Annotated in this window: 14 protein-coding genes and 1 pseudogene; 4 read left to right on the forward strand and 11 right to left on the reverse strand. The window is 57.8% G+C overall.

Going from position 1 to position 19,055, the window contains the following annotated elements:
• Positions 1 to 6: 6 nt before the first annotated feature.
• Together WLY71_RS15935 and WLY71_RS15940 are read left to right on the forward strand one after the other, a co-directional pair.
• Positions 7 to 573 carry a CsiV family protein gene (locus WLY71_RS15935; RefSeq protein ID WP_347804298.1) on the forward strand — a complete coding sequence of 189 codons (567 nt, stop codon included), beginning with the start codon at positions 7 to 9 and terminating at the stop codon, positions 571 to 573.
• A 10-nt stretch (positions 574 to 583) separates the two neighbouring features.
• On the forward strand, positions 584 to 3,274 hold the full coding sequence (locus WLY71_RS15940) for a DEAD/DEAH box helicase (protein WP_347804299.1): 2,691 nt from the start codon (positions 584 to 586) through the stop codon (positions 3,272 to 3,274).
• 117 nt (positions 3,275 to 3,391) lie between these two features.
• On the opposite strand, the gene WLY71_RS15945 is transcribed toward WLY71_RS15940, so the two are convergent.
• From WLY71_RS15945 to WLY71_RS15960, 4 genes are all read right to left on the reverse strand, one after another.
• Complete coding sequence (locus WLY71_RS15945; RefSeq protein ID WP_347804300.1) at positions 3,392 to 6,697, reverse strand: DEAD/DEAH box helicase; 3,306 nt, start codon at positions 6,695 to 6,697, stop codon at positions 3,392 to 3,394.
• A gap of 46 nt (positions 6,698 to 6,743) precedes the next feature.
• Positions 6,744 to 7,481 (reverse strand): S-methyl-5'-thioinosine phosphorylase, encoded by a 738-nt coding sequence (locus WLY71_RS15950; RefSeq protein ID WP_347804301.1) that lies wholly within the window; start codon positions 7,479 to 7,481, stop codon positions 6,744 to 6,746.
• A gap of 12 nt (positions 7,482 to 7,493) precedes the next feature.
• Positions 7,494 to 8,492: a beta-N-acetylhexosaminidase gene (gene nagZ, locus WLY71_RS15955; protein ID WP_347804306.1), complete on the reverse strand. Its 999-nt coding sequence runs from the start codon at positions 8,490 to 8,492 to the stop codon at positions 7,494 to 7,496.
• A 170-nt stretch (positions 8,493 to 8,662) separates the two neighbouring features.
• The gene (locus WLY71_RS15960; RefSeq protein WP_347804302.1) at positions 8,663 to 9,370 is read right to left on the reverse strand and encodes a TetR/AcrR family transcriptional regulator; all 708 of its coding nucleotides are present in this window, start codon (positions 9,368 to 9,370) and stop codon (positions 8,663 to 8,665) included.
• Between the two features lie 229 nt (positions 9,371 to 9,599).
• Here WLY71_RS15960 and lexA point away from each other — a divergent pair, with 229 nt between their 5' ends.
• Together lexA and sulA are read left to right on the forward strand one after the other, a co-directional pair.
• The gene (gene lexA / locus WLY71_RS15965) at positions 9,600 to 10,208 is read left to right on the forward strand and encodes a transcriptional repressor LexA (protein ID WP_026286346.1); all 609 of its coding nucleotides are present in this window, start codon (positions 9,600 to 9,602) and stop codon (positions 10,206 to 10,208) included.
• A 10-nt stretch (positions 10,209 to 10,218) separates the two neighbouring features.
• The gene (gene sulA / locus WLY71_RS15970) at positions 10,219 to 10,692 is read left to right on the forward strand and encodes an SOS-induced cell division inhibitor SulA (RefSeq protein ID WP_046055276.1); all 474 of its coding nucleotides are present in this window, start codon (positions 10,219 to 10,221) and stop codon (positions 10,690 to 10,692) included.
• Positions 10,693 to 10,786: 94 nt separating this feature from the next.
• Here sulA and WLY71_RS15975 read toward each other — a convergent pair whose 3' ends face one another.
• The 7 genes and pseudogenes from WLY71_RS15975 to WLY71_RS16005 form a co-directional block, all read right to left on the reverse strand.
• Entirely contained in the window at positions 10,787 to 11,020 is a 234-nt protein-coding gene (locus tag WLY71_RS15975; RefSeq protein WP_046048057.1) for a hypothetical protein, read from the reverse strand.
• A gap of 139 nt (positions 11,021 to 11,159) precedes the next feature.
• Positions 11,160 to 11,684 (reverse strand): DUF6586 family protein, encoded by a 525-nt coding sequence (locus tag WLY71_RS15980; RefSeq protein ID WP_046047843.1) that lies wholly within the window; start codon positions 11,682 to 11,684, stop codon positions 11,160 to 11,162.
• 141 nt (positions 11,685 to 11,825) lie between these two features.
• The gene (topA, locus tag WLY71_RS15985) at positions 11,826 to 14,459 is read right to left on the reverse strand and encodes a type I DNA topoisomerase (RefSeq protein WP_347804303.1); all 2,634 of its coding nucleotides are present in this window, start codon (positions 14,457 to 14,459) and stop codon (positions 11,826 to 11,828) included.
• A gap of 114 nt (positions 14,460 to 14,573) precedes the next feature.
• Positions 14,574 to 14,810 (reverse strand): DUF1653 domain-containing protein, encoded by a 237-nt coding sequence (locus WLY71_RS15990; RefSeq protein ID WP_046047845.1) that lies wholly within the window; start codon positions 14,808 to 14,810, stop codon positions 14,574 to 14,576.
• 100 nt (positions 14,811 to 14,910) lie between these two features.
• Complete coding sequence (gene fadA / locus WLY71_RS15995) at positions 14,911 to 16,086, reverse strand: acetyl-CoA C-acyltransferase FadA (protein WP_008007076.1); 1,176 nt, start codon at positions 16,084 to 16,086, stop codon at positions 14,911 to 14,913.
• Positions 16,087 to 16,115: 29 nt separating this feature from the next.
• A complete protein-coding gene (gene fadB, locus WLY71_RS16000) occupies positions 16,116 to 18,263 on the reverse strand; it encodes a fatty acid oxidation complex subunit alpha FadB (protein WP_347804304.1) in 2,148 nt (715 codons plus the stop codon).
• A 540-nt stretch (positions 18,264 to 18,803) separates the two neighbouring features.
• Positions 18,804 to 19,055 (reverse strand): annotated as a pseudogene (locus tag WLY71_RS16005) (hypothetical protein); the annotation flags it as partial.

Genomic DNA, 19,055 nt, shown 5'->3' on the forward strand with positions numbered 1-19,055 from the left:
CGCCGCATGCGCCTGTTTCGCTTACTGATTCTGTTGATGACCCTGGTTGCGCCAACGACGTTTGCCGATGATCTGTACCAGATAGAAATGATTCTGGTCCGCCAAAACGCCGTGCCCGCTATCGTCAGCCGCGCCGCGCCGGAAGACTGGGCTGCTGGAGCTCAGCCCATCAGCCCCGACAGCCTGCGCACACCGAGCCTCAATGCTGAAGTGGAAAAACTCACCGCCAGCAATGAATACACAGTGTTGCTGCACAAGGCCTGGCAACAGAACCTTGGCGAAGAAGCCAGCAAAGTTGCAATCAGCGAGGGCAAAGAACAGTTCGGCCAGTTCCCGATCGAGGGCACGTTGAGCCTGAAACTGGGACGTTTCACTGATGTGGACGCGGATTTCTGGGTTAACCAGATCGACGCCAACGGCATGGTCACCGCCAGCGAACGTATGAAGCAGGAAAGCCACACCAAGAACGGCCAGCTGAACTTCCTCGACAACGGCCATCTCGGCCTGCTGATCAAGATCACCTCGCTGACTGCCCCTGCGCCTCGGCCAGTCCCCGATGAAATTCCGGACTGATTGAGTCCTTATGTCAGCGACCCTGAGCAAACCCCTGGCACCTTCCTGGGTCAGCCGATTCAAGGAACAGAGCCTGGAGCGTGGCCGTCGCTACGCTTTGGAGAACCGCGTCAGGATCGTCGAGGCCGGCGACGCCACGATCATTGCCGCCTGCGAGGGCTCTGGCGGCAACGTTTACCGTCAGACCATTCGCCTGCGCGAGTCAGCCAAAGCCACGTTGCTGATGATCGATGCCACCTGCACCTGCCCGGTCCACAGCAACTGCAAACACTGCGCAGCGGTGTTACTGAAAGTGCAGGAAACCTTGGCCTACCCAGCCGCCGCGCAAGACGCCGAGCTACTCGAGAAACTTCAAGCCGTATTGGAAAACCGTAGCCCAAAAGCGCCGCCGCAAGTGCTGGTGGATAACGTGCAACCGGTGCCGCGCTTGTGGCTGGCGAGCATCGAGTTCAGCGCCTTCGAACCGCGCAATGGCAAGATGCAGCGTTATATTCAGCATCGTGCGGCGTTGTCTTTCAGCTATCTGGATGAATACGTTTCCGGGCAGAAGAACGCCGACATCCTGATTCGTCAGGAGACGCAAACGTTACGGATAAAACGCCACCCGGAAATCGAACAGGCCTACAGGGAGCAGCTACGAATCCTCGGTTTCAAGGTCGCCACCCGGCAAAGCAAAGCCTTGCCGGAAAGTGCCGGCGAGCTTTTCGAGATGGTCAACGATAGCGCCTGGCTGACCTTCACCCTCAATGAACTGCCGAAGCTGCGTACCCAGGGTTGGGAGTTGCAGATCGACGAAGACTTCGGTTTCGACCTGACTGCCGTGGACGATTGGTACGCCACCGTAGAACAGGCACCGGAGCGTGACTGGTTCGATCTGGAACTGGGAATCATCGTCAACGGCGAACGGCTGAGTCTGCTGCCGATCCTGCTGAACCTGATGCGCTCTCACACCGAGATCCTCAACCCGGAACGCCTTGCACGACGTCGCGACGACGAGTTAATCCTGGTGAACATTCCCAATCGCCCGAACTCCGAGTACGGCCCGTTGCAAGTCGCCCTGCCCTTCGGCCGATTGAAACCGGTGCTGGCGACCCTCGGCGAGTTCTACCTGCAAGGGCCCGGTGAAACGACGCTGCGCCTGAGCAAAGCCGATGCCACGCGGCTGAATCCGCTGGAAGACCTGCCGTTGCTCTGGGAGGGTGGCGAGCAAATTCGCACCTTTGCCCAGCGGCTGCGGGACATCAAGGACTTCACCGCGACCGCACCGGAAGGTCTGAACGCGACCTTGCGCCCCTATCAGCTGGAAGGCTTGAGCTGGATGCAGTCGTTGCGACAACTGGAAGTCGGCGGGATTCTCGCGGACGACATGGGTCTGGGCAAAACCCTACAGACCCTGGCGCACATTCTCAGTGAGAAGAACGCCGGACGCCTCGATCGGCCATGCATGGTAGTGATGCCCACCAGCCTGATCCCCAACTGGCTGGATGAAGCGGCGCACTTCACACCGCAACTCAAAGTGCTGGCGCTGTACGGTGCCAGTCGCAAAAAGCATTTCGACACGCTGGCCGATTACGACCTGATCCTGACCACCTATGCGCTGCTGCCCAAGGACGTCGAACGTCTCGCCGCGCAGCCTTTGCACGTGTTGGTTCTGGACGAGGCGCAATACATCAAGAACCCCAACAGCAAGGCCGCCCATGCTGCCCGGGAATTGAATGCCCGTCAGCGTCTGTGCCTGAGCGGCACGCCGCTGGAAAACCACCTGGGTGAACTGTGGTCGCTGTTTCACTTCCTGCTGCCCGGCTGGCTGGGTGATGTGAAAAGCTTCAACCGCGATTACCGCGTACCTATTGAAAAACGCGCCAGCGAAGTACGACTTCAGCACCTCAACGGTCGGATAAAGCCGTTCCTGCTGCGTCGCACCAAGGAACAAGTGGCGACCGAGTTGCCGCCGAAAACCGAAATCATCCACTGGGTCGAGCTCAACGAAGCCCAGCGCGACGTGTACGAAACCATGCGCCTGGCGATGGACAAGAAAGTCCGCGACGAGATCACCCGCAAGGGCGTGGCGCGCAGCCAGATCATCATTCTTGAGGCGCTGCTGAAACTGCGTCAGGTGTGCTGCGATTTGCGTCTGGTCAACGATGCCACCCTACCCACTCGCGGCAGCACGTCGGGCAAGCTCGACAGCCTGATGGAAATGCTTGAGGAATTGTTCGATGAAGGTCGGCGGATTCTGTTGTTCTCGCAGTTCACCTCAATGCTGTCGTTGATTGAAGATGAGCTGAAAAAGCGCGGAGTCGACTATGCGCTGCTGACCGGGCAGACCCGCGACCGGCGCGCCCCGGTCAAAGACTTCCAAAGCGGCAAGCGTCAGATCTTTCTGATCAGCCTGAAGGCAGGTGGCGTTGGCCTGAACCTGACCGAAGCCGACACGGTGATTCATTACGATCCGTGGTGGAATCCGGCGACGGAAAATCAGGCCACTGACCGGGCGTATCGCATTGGTCAGGAGAAGCCGGTGTTCGTCTACAAGATGATTGCTCGGGGCACGGTAGAAGAGAAGATTCAGCATCTGCAGAAGGAAAAATCCGACTTGGCGGCAGGCGTGCTGGATGGGCGCAAGACCGGGGACTGGAAGTTGCAGAGTGATGATATTGAAGCGTTGTTTGCGCCGCTGCCGGACAAGTTGGAAAAATAGCGGCGATTATTAAATCGTCATCGCGAGCAAGCTCGCTCCCACAGGGTTATCGCTGTACCTGTGGGAGCGAGCTTGCTCGCGATGGCGTCAACTCGGACTCACTGCAGTCACGCTTTATCAGGATTTTGGATCAGGCAACGGCGCAAACAGTGCTTCAATGTCACTCTGCTCAAGCTTCCACCCTCCGGTCGTCCCACCTTCAAGCACAGCCCCGGCCAACGCCGCCTTCTCCTGTTGCAGCGCCTGTATTTTCTCCTCCACCGTGCCCCGGGCAATCATCTTGTAAACGAACACCGGTTTGTCCTGACCGATCCTGTAAGCACGATCGGTGGCCTGATTTTCAACAGCAGGATTCCACCACGGATCGAAGTGAATCACCGTGTCGGCCGCTGTCAGATTAAGCCCCGTGCCACCCGCCTTCAGACTGATCAGGAACAACGGCACCTTGCCGCTCTGGAAGTCTTTGACTGGCGTGCGCCGATCAGTCGTTTCGCCAGTCAATAACGCATAGCCAACACCACGATGCAGCAATTCTTCCTCAATCAATGCAAGCATCGAAGTGAACTGCGAAAACAGCAAAATCTTGCGTCCTTCACTGAGTAACTCCTCCAGCATCTCCATCAAACCAATCAACTTGCCGCTGCCCGCTCGAAGTGCTTTCGCCGTCAGAGACATTTTGACCAGCCGCAGATCGCAGCACACCTGACGCAACTTCAGCAAGGCGTCGAGGATGATGATCTGGCTACGCGCAACGCCGCTGCGGGCAATTTCGTCACGCACCTTCTTGTCCATCGCCACGCGCACGGTTTCATAAACATCCCGCTGCCCATCGCTGAGTTCGATCCAATGCACGATCTCGGTTTTTGGCGGCAACTCGGTGGCGACCTGTTCTTTCTTGCGGCGTAGCAGAAAGGGCTTTATGCGGGCTGTCAGGTGCTGCATCCGTTCGCTATTGCCGTGTTTCTCGATCGGGGGGCGGTAGTCGCGATTGAAGGTTTTACTGTCGCCTAGCCAGCCGGGCAACAGGAAGTGAAACAGTGACCATAGCTCGCCGAGGTGATTTTCCAACGGCGTACCGGACAGGCACAAACGCTGCCGGGCCTCCAGATCACGGGCAGCCTGAGCGGCTTTGCTGAGCGGATTTTTGATGTTCTGCGCTTCATCGAGAATCAGCACGCTCCAGACCTGTGGCTGCAAAACCTCAAGATCACGCGGCAATAACGCATACGTGGTCAGCACCAGATCGTATTCGGCAAGGTTGATGAAGTCCTTTTGCCGAGTGGCGCCATGCAGCGCCAAGACTTTCAGCTGCGGGGTGAAGCGTGCCGCTTCGTCGAGCCAGTTGGGAATGAGGCTGGTCGGCATCACCGCGAGTGCCGGAAGATCGAGTCGACCTGCCTGCTTTTCCACTAGTAAATGAGCCAGGGTTTGCAGGGTCTTGCCCAGGCCCATGTCGTCGCCAAGGATACCGCCAACCTCAAGCTCACGAAGGGTCTGCATCCAGTTCAGACCTTCATGCTGATAAGGCCGCAATGTGGCGTTGAGGCCTTCCGGAACAGCAACGTTCTGATGAGTCGATTCACGCAAGCGTTTCGCGAAACTGCGCAAGCGCTCGCCGCCCTGCCAGACCAGCGGCAACCCCTCCAACTCACTCAATCGCGCTGCATCCGGGGCGCTCAAGCGTAACGAGGCACTGCTGCTCACACCCAAATACAACTCGCCGAGCGTTGCCATTAATGGCTTGATCCTCCCCAGGGACAGCGCGACTTTTATGCCTGGCTTGGCACCCAACTGCCCACTATTGAGATCGATCAGCACGTGATCGTCATCATCACGCAAGGCCAGCTCTGCCGGCCTCAACAGTTGCGGTTGTCTGCGCAACAATTGCAACAGGATGGGCAGCAAACTGTGGCGCTCGCCATTGACCACGATACCCAACTGCAGATCGAACCACTCGCGTCCCGGAGATTCCTCGACATCGGCATACCATTCATCTATAGGCTGCAAATTGAAATGAAAGCCCTCGTTGATACGGATCTGCCAGTTTGCCTCTCTGAGCGCCGGGACCCCGGATTGCACAAAAGCCAGCCAAGCCGAGTCGTCCGGCAAATCGAACATTTCGCCTGCACTATCGGGTAACGCATCACTTTTACGGGTGGCCTTTTTGAAGCCATATTTTTGCAAGGCTTGGCGCAAGGCTTTTTCAGCCACGGGTTTGCGTTGAATGCGCTGGGTTTCGGTGCCGGACAGTATCAGTACTTCTGAGGATTTTTTGTCCGCCGCCATGTGGCCGTTGTAGGTGAACGCCAATGCCGCGCGATGCTCGGGTTCGTACTTCCAGTTCCTGTAACGGTTGGTGCTTGCAAGCGTCAGGAAGGCTTGGGGTTCGACGTCGTCGACGATCCGCTCGGTCAATGCATGCGGTGGAGGCACGACTCGAGTCACAGCACTCATCCGATGGCTGAACTGCATGGCCTGACGTGCGGGAATGTCAGGGGCCAATGACAGATGGCAGGCCAGCTTTTCGTCTAGCTCGCTTAGCAGCGGCCCAACCTCCATCCGTTCGCGATCCAGGTAGTACAAAGGTTCCAGCGCCAGAATCGTTTCTTCAGGCGCTTCCTCACTACGCCACTGAGGACGGAAGCTGCCGCTGGCTTGCTCGGTCCAGGCAAACTGCGCAGACCTGCTCTTTCCAGCTACCAGCGGCTGCAATTGTTCGAAGTCGAGATACAGGCGTGAGGTTTTCAATGCCAATTGAAGAACTTCGGCACCACTGCTGCCTTGCAGGGGATAGCCGCTGTAAAACGAATGATGGGAGTGGACGGCGACCAGCAATCTTGCGATTCGCAGATCAAGCTCCGACAGATAGCCAGGCTCTCGCATCAGTGCGTCTGACGGCGAGAACACAGACTTGATGTCCTGCAAGCGGCCATCCTTGAGCTGACGAGCCTTGCAAATTTCCAGCAACCACTTGCCTGTAGTGGACGTTGCTTTGAGTTTGTATACCCAGCACGTGCCGGTGCTCTGCGCAGTCCCATCGCGATCCAGAGCGTCGCGAGGAATATCATTGAGCCAGCGCTCCAAGTCACGATTCAGTTGGACCGAGGCAGTACTTTTGAACGAGTCCACGGGGAGCTCTTGCAGGTTAAAAAGCACGGTTGCGCAGTGTTTGCAATTGATCACCACTGGACACGAACAAGAGCAAACCAGCTCAAAATCACCATTAGGGTCTTCAATGAGTTCAATGGCTTGTTCGTAGATATTCCCTTGGGAACCTTTGCAAATTGCGAGAACGAGAGCGTCCTCGATTTCGCGGATTTGTACCCGGCTTTCTACAGCGTATCTGCGAGCCTTATCCAGAGCACGATGACTGAACTCCTCCGCCCACGGCAGCTCATGAAGTTGCTCAATAATTGCCAGCATAAAATCAACGCTTCTGAAAGTGACTGTAGTTTGCAGGCATCAAGACTCAGCCTTTGAGTACCCGGGCCAACGTCGACTTCACCTTGCCCATTCCGTCATGCAGCGCTTGCTCGATCTCGGCCATGCTGATCACTGCCGTCGACTTGCCCGCTGCCGGGTTTACTACCAGCGCCAGACAGGCGTAATCCAGTTCCAGCTCGCGAGCCAATGCCGCCTCCGGCATCCCGGTCATGCCGACGATGTCGCATCCGTCGCGCTCCAGCCTGGCGATTTCAGCGACAGTTTCCAGCCGTGGCCCTTGAGTGCAGGCGTACACGCCATGACTGCTGTAGCCGACACCTTCGGCCGCCAGCGCCGCGATCAACTGCTGACGCAGTGGCTCGCTGTAGGGATAGCTGAAGTCGATGTGTGTGACCTGCTGCAGATCATCGGCGAAATAGGTGTGTTCGCGACCGCTGGTGTAGTCAATCAGTTGATGCGGCACGCAGAAATGTCCGGTACCCATCGCGGAATGAATCCCACCCACGGCGTTGACCGCGAAAATCGCTTCGGCACCAGCCTGTTTCAGCGCCCAGAGGTTGGCGCGGTAGTTCACCTGATGCGGCGGGAAACGGTGAGGTTGACCGTGGCGCGCGAGGAACAGCACTTCCTTGCCGGCGTACTCGCCAATCTGCACTTCAGCCGAAGGCGCACCGTACGGCGTGTCCACCGCCAGTGACTGACGAATGCTCAGGCCTTCGAGTTGAGTCAGGCCGGTGCCACCGATAAACGCGTAAACCGTCATAACGAAAAGTCCTCAATCTATCAGTTGAGCTTCTTTGAGCGCCCCGACCGCTGCGAGCCAGCGCGGGTTCTGACGGTATTCAATGTTGGCGTACGACTGGCCGCGCATCCGCGCGATGCGCTCGGACGGCTTGACCTTCAGACGCTGGGCGGCGCTCAGGGCCAATTCAGCGGCCGCGCGATCGTTGCACACCAGGCCCATGTCACAACCGGCCGTCAGCGCCGCTTCGATACGGCTGGCAGCATCGCCGACCACGTGGGCGCCGGCCATGGACAGGTCATCGCTGAAGATCACGCCGTCGAATTGCAGCTCGCCACGCAGGATGTCCTGCAACCAGCGGCGGGAGAAGCCGGCGGGTTGGGAATCGACTTGCGGATTGATAACGTGGGCCGGCATGACCGCAGCCAATTGCTTGCTCAGTCGGGCGAACGGCACCAGGTCATTGGCGCGGATTTCGTCGAGACGGCGCTCATCAACAGGGATCGCAACGTGGGAATCGGCCTCGGCCCAGCCGTGACCGGGAAAGTGCTTGCCGGTGGCGGCCATGCCGGCGCTGTTCATGCCGCGAATGAAGGCACCCGCCAGCAACGCTGCACGCTCGGGATCACCTTCAAATGAACGGGTGCCGACTACAGCGCTGCGCTGGAAGTCGAGGTCCAGCACCGGAGCGAAACTCAGATCGAGGCCGACGGCCAGCACTTCAGTCGCCATGATCCAGCCGCACTGTTCGGCGAGGTATTCGGCATTCGGGTTGTCAGCGATGGCGCGCATGGCTGGCAGTCGTACGAAGCCCTGACGCAAACGCTGAACCCGGCCGCCCTCCTGGTCGACTGCCAACAGCAGATCGGGGCGAATGGCGCGGATTGAGGCGCTCAACTCGCGCACCTGGCGCGGGTGTTCGATATTGCGGGCGAAAATAATCAGGCCACCCACTTCGGGTTGGCGCAACAGGTGGCGATCTTCAGCCGTCAGCCAGGTACCGGCGACGTCCACCATCAACGAGCCTTGCAGGCCAGCAGTCATAGAGATTCCTTGATAACGATAAACCCAGCTCGCACGCAATCGCCGCCATGGGCAATGCCCGGCAGGTCGGCGATACAAATGGGGAGCGGGTTCAGAACGAGAGTCGGCATGGGCGGCTAGCTTAGCGGATGTCAGCTGCCGCGCCCACCCGTGCGCGGTTAAACCTTGGCGGCAACCGGGGTCGATTTGCTGCGCGGACGCAACTGCGCAGTGGCCATGGCCGCGTCGGTCACGCCGGTTTCGGCGCGCATGCCCGCCGCCAGGAACGGCACCATCAGACGCATTACTTGCTCAATGGAGGTATTGACGCCGAAGTCGGTCTCGGCAATTGCGCGCAGGGCCTTGATACCGGACATGCTGAACGCGGCGGCGCCGAGCATGAAGTGCACACGCCAGAACAGCTCAATTGGCGGAATACGCGGTGCAGCTTCGTTGACCAACATCATGTAGCGGCGGAACACCTTGCCGTACATGTCCTCCAGATAACGCCGCAAGTGCCCTTGGCTCTGACTGAAAGCCAGACCCAGCAAACGCATGAAAATCGACAGATCGTTGCCACTGCGTGGTTGCACCACCAGGGCTTGCTCGACGAGGATTTCCAGCAGATCTTCAAGTGTCGGCTTGTTCTCCGGCTTGGTCTGACGCCGCTCCAGCTCTTTATCAAGGCTTAAGCAGAACGGCCCGAGAAAGCGCGAGAAAACGGCCTGGATCAGCGCCTTCTTCGAACCAAAGTGATAGTTAACCGCCGCCAGATTGACACCGGCCTTGCTGGTGATCAGACGCAATGAGGTTTCAGCAAAACCTTTTTCCGCGAACAATTGCTCGGCAGCATCAAGAATGCGTTCAACGGTTTCCGACTGGGCCATGGCTACTCCGCCTGACAAACACTTGTTTGAAACATACGTTTCAGCCTGTGTCTTGTCAAGCCTGGCCGTTCGTTTCGGGAATGGTCGGTCACCTATTTAACCATACAACCCTCAAGCTTGAATCAGCAGGCTCATGGACCGTCTGGCGGTCGGCAAAAAAAGGGGCATTGCCAAGACCGTTCCACTGTATATAATCCCAGTCACTGTATAAAAAGACAGAGCGATCAATATGCTAAAGCTGACGCCACGCCAAGCAGAGATTCTGGCCTTCATCAAACGCTGCCTCGAAGACAACGGCTACCCGCCCACCCGCGCGGAAATCGCTCAGGAACTGGGTTTCAAGTCGCCCAATGCGGCGGAAGAACACCTCAAGGCGCTGGCCCGCAAGGGTGCGATCGAGATGACGCCCGGTGCTTCCCGTGGTATTCGCATCCCCGGCTTCGAAGCCAAGGCCGACGATTCCACCCTGCCGATCATTGGCCGAGTGGCTGCCGGTGCTCCGATCCTCGCCCAGCAGCACATAGAAGAGTCTTGCAACATCAACCCGTCGTTCTTCCATCCTCGCGCCGACTATCTACTTCGGGTTCATGGCATGAGCATGAAGGATGTGGGCATTTTCGACGGTGACCTGCTGGCAGTGCACACCACCCGCGAAGCACGCAACGGCCAGATCGTAGTAGCGCGGATCGGCGACGAAGTGACCGTCAAGCGTTTCAAGCGCGATGGTAGCAAGGTCTGGTTGATTGCCGAAAACCCTGAATTCGCCCCTATCGAAGTGAACCTGAAAGATCAGGAACTGGTGATCGAAGGCTTGAGTGTCGGCGTCATTCGCCGCTAAAGGAGGCTTTATGCAGTTCCCACACACATCACAGCAAGCCCAACTGCCGTTGTTCGAGGCTTTCATGGTGCAGCCATTGGCGCCGATCCTGAAAGACGTGGTCGAGTCACCCTGGAGCGCCGAGCCCGAAGTCTTCAGTGAGCTGTCGCTGCGTGGTGCAGCCGGGAACTGCCTGAACCTTCTTGCGCCGATTCTCAGGGAGCTGAGTCAGGACCAGGACGCGCGCTGGCTGACGTTGATCGCTCCGCCCGCCAGCCTGACCCAGACCTGGTTGCGGGACGCCGGCCTTAACCGTGAACGCATCCTCCTGCTGCAACCGCGCGGCACTCAGAGCGCTCAGCAGTTGACCTGCGAGGCCTTACGCCTGGGCCGCAGCCACACGGTGGTCAGCTGGCTCAACCCATTGAGCACAACTTCACGGCAACAGTTGATCAGCGCCGCCCGGATCGGGGACGCACAAAGCCTGAATATTCGATTGGGTTAATTGACAAACAATGTGCGCGTTGAACAGCGCGGGGCTTCTCCAAGGATAGAGAAGCCAACCTGTAGCGATATCAGCAAAAAACCGACGGGCGGGATCAATGAAGAACCCGAGACCCTTCGTCCGTATTGAAATCGCCTTCAACCAAGCGTCCGGCCATCTGAACGCCGACGCTCAACATCGCCTTGGCGACTTCCACGTGCTGGCCCTGCAGGAACGCCTTGGCATCCTCGGAGAAATCCAAAGTAACCAGAGAACCCTCGTCCTCAGCCCTGCGCAGCTCGATACGGCCGTCTGGTAACTCGACAATTTCTAGAAAGGACGTTGGCATAAAGGTCTGTTCTCCACGAAAGGCGGGGATTATATAGGCATCGGCCAGGCTTCGCTCGGGATCTTGACCAGATGTCATTGCGAAGAAATATCTGCTAGCACTCATCCCTGAGTGGACAACCCATCGGGTCATCCTTCCCTCAGCACTCGTTCAGGCCTTCGCGAAACCGAATCGCCAGCCCCTTGAGGTTCTGACGCCAGCTCTCCAGCTCTTCCCGGCTCAGCTCTTGTGGAGCCTCTTCTTCATCCAGGTTAACGGCCAGGATCAGCGGCTGCGTCACGTCACCCTTAGGCTTGTGCGGCGCCCGTGGCGGCTGGAACAGTGCAGCATGGGCTGCCAGCAGTTTGGCCAGCCAGGTTTCCGAATTATTGGCCAACTCGACCATCTCGGCCATTTCCGGAATCGCGATGGCTTCAAGCACTTCGCGAGTCAGCAGCAACTCGGCCCGAGGCGCATTGGCTTGAGGCAAGCGATAGAAACCCGCGATTTCATGGCACAACCCCAGCAACGCACCGTACAGGTGAAACAACGCCGATTCGCGTCCGGCCTGGATCAGCGCCAGAGAGTTCATCGCCCGCCCCTCTTCAGCTCTGGCGAGCGCTTCCAGCGACAGGCCGGCGAAGTAAATCTTCTGGTTGGTACGGGTATAGAGTTCGTGGGCCATGACGGCAGCCTCCACAACGAAATAATTGTTTCACGCAGGTCAGACAGTGTCGGGGATCACCCGAGCTCACCGCAAGCACAAAACAAAAAGGCCGCATGAAAACCAGAAGGTTGTCATGCGGCCTTTTCAGTACAGCACCTGTTAAGCCTTAGCGGTCTTCGCCGGGCGCTTGTCTTCAACCGTCCACTTGCCGCCGTCGTAGTACGCCTTCCAGCCAGTCGGCTTACCGTCGACTTCAGTCTGTACGTACTGCTCTTTGGTTTTACGGCTGTAACGGATCACAGCAGGCAGGCCGTCCGGGTCTTTCTTCGGCGCTTCGCAGAGGAAGTGGTACTTCGGATCGATCTCATCCTTGTGCGGCACAATTTCCATGACCAGCGGAGCACGCGTCTCGCGGTTTTTCGGGAATTGACTGGCCGCCAGGAACAGGCCGGAAGCACCGTCGCGCAGGATGTAGGTGTCGTTGACCTTTTCGCATTTCAGCTCAGGCATCTTCACCGGATCCATCTTCGGCGGTGCTGCATCACCGCTTTTTAGCAGCTTGCGGGTGTTCTTGCACGTCGCATTGGTGCAACCGAAGAACTTGCCGAAACGGCCGGTCTTGAGCTGCATCTCGCTGCCGCACTTGTCGCATTCCAGGCTCGGACCTTCGTAGCCTTTGATGCGATAAGTGCCCTCTTCGATTTCGTACCCTGAGCAATCCGGGTTGTTACCGCAGATGTGCAGCTTGCGCTTCTCATCCAGCAGGTAAGCGTCCATCGCCGTGCTGCAGATCGGGCAGCGGTGCTTGCCACGCAGCACCAGCGATTCCGATTCACCCTCGTCGTCCGCCGCGATTTCGTCGCCAGGTACTAGGTTGACCGTGGCCTTGCAGCGCTCTTTCGGCGGCAGGCTGTAGCCCGAGCAGCCTAGGAACACGCCAGTCGATGCGGTACGAATCTGCATCGGACGACCGCACAACACGCACGGAATATCAGTCATTACCGGCTGGTTGGCGCGCATGCCGCCTTCGGCGCTTTCGGCTACTTCGAGCTTCTTCTTGAAGTCGCCGTAGAACTCGTCGAGTACGTTCTTCCAGTCGCGTTCACCCTGGGCCACGTCATCGAGGTTCTCTTCCATGCCGGCGGTGAAGCCGTAGTCCATGAGATTGGAGAAGCTCTCGGCCAGACGTTCGGTAACGATGTCGCCCATCTTTTCCGAGTAGAAACGACGGTTGTGCAGCGCAACGTAGCCTCGATCCTGGATGGTCGAAATGATCGCTGCGTAGGTCGAAGGACGACCGATGCCGCGTTTTTCCATTTCTTTAACCAGGCTCGCTTCCGAGTAACGCGCCGGCGGCTTGGTGAAGTGCTGGGTCGGATCAAGCTTGATCAGCTTCATCGCGTCGCCCTGAGCCATGTCCGGCAACACGTCGTCATCGCCAGGCTTGGCAATTTGCGGCATGACGCGGGTGTAGCCGTCGAACTTCAGGATGCGGCCTTTGGCGCGCAACTCGAAGTCACCGGCACCGACGGTGACAGTGGTCGACAGGTATTGGGCCGGCAGCATCTGGCAAGCGAGGAACTGGCGCCAGATCAGCTCGTAGAGCCGCTCAGCATCACGCTCCATGCCCGACAACTTGCTTGGCTCGGTATTGGCATCGGACGGACGAATCGCTTCGTGAGCCTCTTGTGCGCCTTCCTTGCTGCTGTAGACATTCGGGGTTTCCGGCAGGTACTTCTTGCCGAACTCGCCTTCAATATAAGTACGCGCCATCGTCACGGCATCGACCGAGAGGTTGGTGGAATCGGTACGCATGTAAGTGATGTAGCCGGCTTCGTACAGACGCTGGGCCATCATCATGGTTTTCTTCACGCCGAAGCCCAGGCGGTTACTGGCAGCCTGTTGCAGAGTGGACGTGATGAAAGGTGCCGACGGCTTGCTGCTAGTCGGTTTGTCTTCGCGTTTGACGATGCTGTAGCTGGAAGCCTTGAGCTTCTCCAGCGCGGCCATGGCCTGGGCTTCGTTGAGCGGCTTGAAGGCTTCGCCTTTCTCGCGAGCCACGTCAAAGCGCACAGTTGCGCCTTTGGCGGTGCCGAGGTCGGCGTGAACTTCCCAGTACTCTTCCGGGTTGAACGCGCGGATTTCACGCTCACGCTCAACCACCAGCTTCACGGCTACCGACTGCACGCGACCGGCGGACAGGCCACGAGCGACCTTGGCCCACAGCAGTGGCGAAACCATGTAACCCACCACGCGGTCGAGGAAACGACGCGCTTGTTGTGCGTTTACACGATCGATGTCCAGCTCGCCCGGTTTGGAGAAGGCTTCCTGGATCGCTTTCTTGGTGATTTCGTTGAACACCACGCGCTTGTAGCGGCTGTCGTCACCACCGATGGCTTCGCGCAGGTGCCAGGCAATGGCTTCCCCCTCGCGATCCAAGTCGGTTGCGAGATAGATGGTGTCAGCATCCTTGGCGAGCCGGCGCAGCTCTTCGATGACCTTTTCCTTGCCCGGGAGGATCTCGTACTTGGCTTTCCAGCCATGATCGGGATCGACGCCCATGCGCGAGACCAGCTGCTTGCGCGCTTTCTCTTTCGGCGTGAGCACCGGACCTTCACCCGCAGCGGCCTTGCCGCGCTTGGCGGCTGGCTCTTTGCTGGCGCTAGCCGAACCGCTGGTGGGCAGGTCTCGGATATGGCCGATACTCGACTTCACCACGTATTGGTTACCCAGATACTTGTTGATGGTCTTGGCCTTAGCCGGGGATTCCACAATGACCAGCGATTTGCCCATGGATCAGAAAATTCCTGAATTCTAGAAGTGAAAGGCGGTTGGCGCCTGACGCGGCACCGCTATATATAGTGGCTACAAGGTGAGGTCAAGCGCAGGGTCTTGCGCGCACTCAGCTTATGGCTTGGAAAAAAGGCTCGGTTCGGCTTGCACCAAAGCAAAGCGTGGCACCTGTTCGCCGTCAACCTCGACCGACTCCAGGAACATGCTCAAGGGACGCACCCAAAAGCCGTAATCGCCATACAGGGCTTGGTAGAAGACCACTTCTTCTTCGGTTTCCGAATGCCGCGCAATACTGAATACACGGTACTGCGGACCTTTGTAATGTTGGTAGAGCCCAGGTTGTATCGGCATGGTTTGGCCCTCGCTCAAATCTTTTAAAAATAAAAAAAAAAAGTAAATTCAGAAAAACAAAAACCGGGGCACTTGGCCCCGGCTTCCGTCAACGGAACGCTTAAACGCGTTCGAAGACGGTAGAGATGCCTTGGCCGAGACCAATGCACATGGTGGCTACCCCGAAGGTGCCGCCATTTTGCTTCATCACGTTCAGCAGAGTGCCGGAGATACGTGCACCGGAGCAACCGAATGGGTGACCCAGGGCAATCGCGCCGCCGTGCAGGTTAACCTTCTCGTTCATCTTGTCGAGTACTTTCAAATCTTTCAGCACTGGCAGGGCCTGTGCGGCGAAAGCTTCGTTGAGCTCGAAGAAGTCGATATCGTTAATGCCAAGACCCGCGCGCTTCAGTGCTTTTTGTGTGGCCGGTACTGGACCATAGCCCATGATTGCCGGGTCTACACCTGCCACCGCCATCGAACGAATCACCGCCATAGGCTGAATGCCCAGGTCCTGTGCACGCTGCGCCGACATCACGATCATGCACGAAGCGCCATCGGTGATTTGCGACGAAGTACCGGCTGTCACGGTACCGCCCTTAGGGTTGAACGCTGGCTTCAGAGCCGCCAGGCTTTCCAGGGTTGTTTCCGGACGAATGGTTTCGTCGTAGTCGAACAATTTCAGGAAACCGTTCTCGTCGTAGCCCTGCATCGGGATGATTTCGTCTTTGAACTTGCCTTCCAGCGTCGCTTTATGAGCGAGCTGGTGGGAGCGCACGCCGAAAGCGTCCTGTTGTTCGCGAGTAATGCCGTGCATTTTACCCAGCATTTCAGCGGTCAAACCCATCATGCCCGAGGCTTTCGCCGCGTACAGGGACATGTGCGGGTTCGGATCGACACCGTGCATCATGCTCACGTGGCCCATATGCTCGACGCCGCCAACCACGAACACGTCACCGTTGCCGGTCATGATCGCTTGCGCAGCAGTGTGCAGAGCGCTCATCGACGAACCACACAGACGGCTGACGGTCTGACCGGCAGCGGTGTGCGGGATCTGAGTCATCAGGGACGCCATGCGGGCGATGTTCCAGCCCTGCTCCAGGGTCTGGTTCACACAGCCCCAGATCACGTCTTCGACTTCACTCGGATCAACCTTGACGTTGCGTTCCAGCAACTTGCTGATCAGGTGCGCCGACATGTCTTCAGCGCGGGTGTTGCGGTGCATGCCGCCCTTGGAGCGGCCCATCGGAGTACGACCGAAGTCGACAATCACGACGTCTCTAGGATTCAAGCTCATATATTCACTCTCACTCTAGTTGGGGGCGCTTAACCGAAGAACCGCTGGCCGGTTTTGGCCATTTCGCGCAGTTTTGCGGTCGGGTGGTACAGCGCGCCCAAATCAGCGTACTGGTCAGCCAGGGCAACGAACTCTGCAACACCGATCGAATCGATGTAGCGCAGCGCACCGCCACGGAATGGAGGGAAACCAATACCGTAGACCAGACCCATGTCGGCTTCGGCAGCGGTTTCGACAATGCCGTCTTCCAGGCAACGCACGGTTTCCAGGCACAGCGGGATCATCATCCAGTTGATGATGTCTTCGTCGGTGACTTCACGCTGTTCGAAGACGATCGGCTTGAGCACTTCCAGTACCGAAGGATCGGCGACTTTCTTCTGCTTGCCGCGCTTGTCGGTCTCGTAGGCGTAGAAGCCCTTGCCGTTCTTCTGGCCCAGGCGCTTGGCTTCGTAGAGCACGTCGATGGCCGAACGACGGTCGTCTTTCATGCGGTCCGGGAAGCCTTCAGCCATCACGTCGCGACCGTGGTGGCCGGTGTCGATGCCGACCACGTCCATCAGGTACGCCGGGCCCATTGGCCAGCCGAATTTTTCCATGATCTTGTCGATACGGACGAAGTCCACACCGGCGCTGACCAGTTTGGCGAAACCGCCGAAGTACGGGAACAACACGCGGTTGACCAGGAAGCCCGGGCAGTCGTTGACGACGATCGGGTTCTTGCCCATTTTCTTGGCGTAGGCAACGGTGGTGGCAACCGCCAGCTCGCTGGACTTCTCGCCACGGATCACTTCTACCAGCGGCATCATGTGCACCGGGTTGAAGAAGTGCATGCCGACGAAGTTTTCCGGACGCTTGAGGGCTTTGGCCAGCAAGGTGATGGAAATGGTCGAGGTGTTGGACGCGAGGATGGTGTCCTCTTTGACCTTGTCTTCGACTTCGGCCAGAACGGCTTGCTTGACCTTGGGGTTCTCGACAACGGCTTCGACGACCAGGTCGACGTGACCGAAATCACCGTAGGACAGGGTCGGACGAATGCCATTGAGCACTTCGGCCATTTTCGCCGGGGTCATGCGACCTTTATCAACGCGGCCCACCAGCAATTTGGCAGCTTCGGCCAGACCTTGCTCGATGCCGTGCTCGTTGATGTCCTTCATCAGGATCGGCGTACCTTTGGAGGCCGACTGATAAGCGATACCGCCACCCATGATGCCAGCGCCCAATACGGCAGCCTGCTTCACGTCTTTGGCGATTTCGTCGTAGGCCTTGGCCTTTTTCTTCAGCTCCTGATCGTTCAGGAACAGACCGATCAAGCTCTGCGCGGCAGAGGTCTTGGCCAGCTTGACGAAACCGTTGGCTTCGACTTCCAGCGCCTTGTCGCGACCGAAGTTCGCGGCTTTCTGGATAGTTTTGATCGCTTCGACTGGTGCCGGGTAGTTCGGGCCCGCTTGACCGGCCACGAAACCTTTGGCGGTTTCGAACGACATCATTTGTTCGATGGCGTTGAGCTTGAGCTTTTCGAGCTTCGGCTGACGCTTGGCCTTGTAGTCGAACTCGCCGGAGATGGCGCGTTTGATCAGCTCCAGAGCAGCTTCCTGCAGTTTCTCAGGGGCAACCACTGCGTCGACTGCGCCGACTTTCAGCGCGTCTTCAGGACGGTTTTCCTTGCCGGCGGCAATCCATTCGATGGCGTTGTCGGCACCGATGATGCGCGGCAGGCGCACGGTACCGCCGAAACCCGGGTAGATGCCCAGTTTCACTTCCGGCAGACCGATCTTGGCCTTGGTGGACATGACGCGGTAGTCCGCCGCCAGGCACATTTCCAGACCGCCACCCAAGGCGATGCCGTTGATCGCGGCGACAGTCGGGACGTTGAGGTCTTCGAAATCGCTGAAAATCTTGTTGGCTTCCAGGTTGCCAGCAACAAGCTCTGCATCAGGCAGCTTGAAGTTCTCGACAAATTCGGTGATGTCGGCGCCGACGATGAACACGTCCTTGCCACTGCTGACGATCACACCCTTGATCGAAGCATCTGCCTTGATGGTGTCTACGGCCTGACGCAGTTCGTTCAGGGTTAGACGGTTGAACTTGTTGACGGACTCACCCTTGAGGTCGAATTTCAATTCGACGATGCCACTTTCAAGAGCCTTAACCGTGATGGCTTTACCTTCGTAAATCATCAACTGATCTCCACGATATGGAAGCTGAACAGTACACGTCGGACGCAGGCGAATGGCTCGGCAGGGACGTTTAACGTCAATGCTACGCCCATCCACCCGGCACACCCGCCAACGCGATAGTCGGGATTCTGTAGGAGCGGTCTGTAATACAAACGCTCAATTCATACGCCCGTTTGATTTGGGTACGTCACCTTCACGGAATTTCCGACAATTGTCAATCGCCCAAAATACGGGTTGAAACGCGACTTTCCGGTCATTTCCGTAACACGAAGACCTGCAACACGCGGCTGCATGTGAGGCCATTCATAGGATCAATAGTTAGAAAAGTCGCCCTAATTCTCTGCAGCCTTTGTTTAACAAGCTACGCTGGCGGGACCTTGAGGAAAAAACATGAACGCTTTTGGCGAATGCGCAGCGTAAGATCAGCGCCACACCGAATTACCGGCCTGCCTGGCCAACTCCAGCCCGATGATGATGTCGGGCTTTTTATTGCCTGTCTGCCGGACGTTTCGCGCCATTGCAGCGCGGAATTTCCGCGTTTTATGCCAGCGCCTTCAGCACCGCATCAATATCCTGCAAAACCGTCGCTTCGCCCTTCTCGCCCCAATACAACGTGATCATCTGCTTGTCTGCTTCGACCTTGTAAACGTTGTCTGGCAACTTTTCGAAATGAATCAGCAACGCCGGTTCCTCGCAGACCTCCTGCCACTGATTGACCCACACACCCGGTGCTTTTTGCCAATAACTCCAACACGCCGGCCGATTGCCACGCCGCGGCCGATGGTACTGGGC

This window comes from Pseudomonas rossensis (assembly GCF_039888995.1).
In the GTDB taxonomy this organism is placed as follows: Bacteria; Pseudomonadota; Gammaproteobacteria; order Pseudomonadales; family Pseudomonadaceae; genus Aquipseudomonas; species Aquipseudomonas rossensis.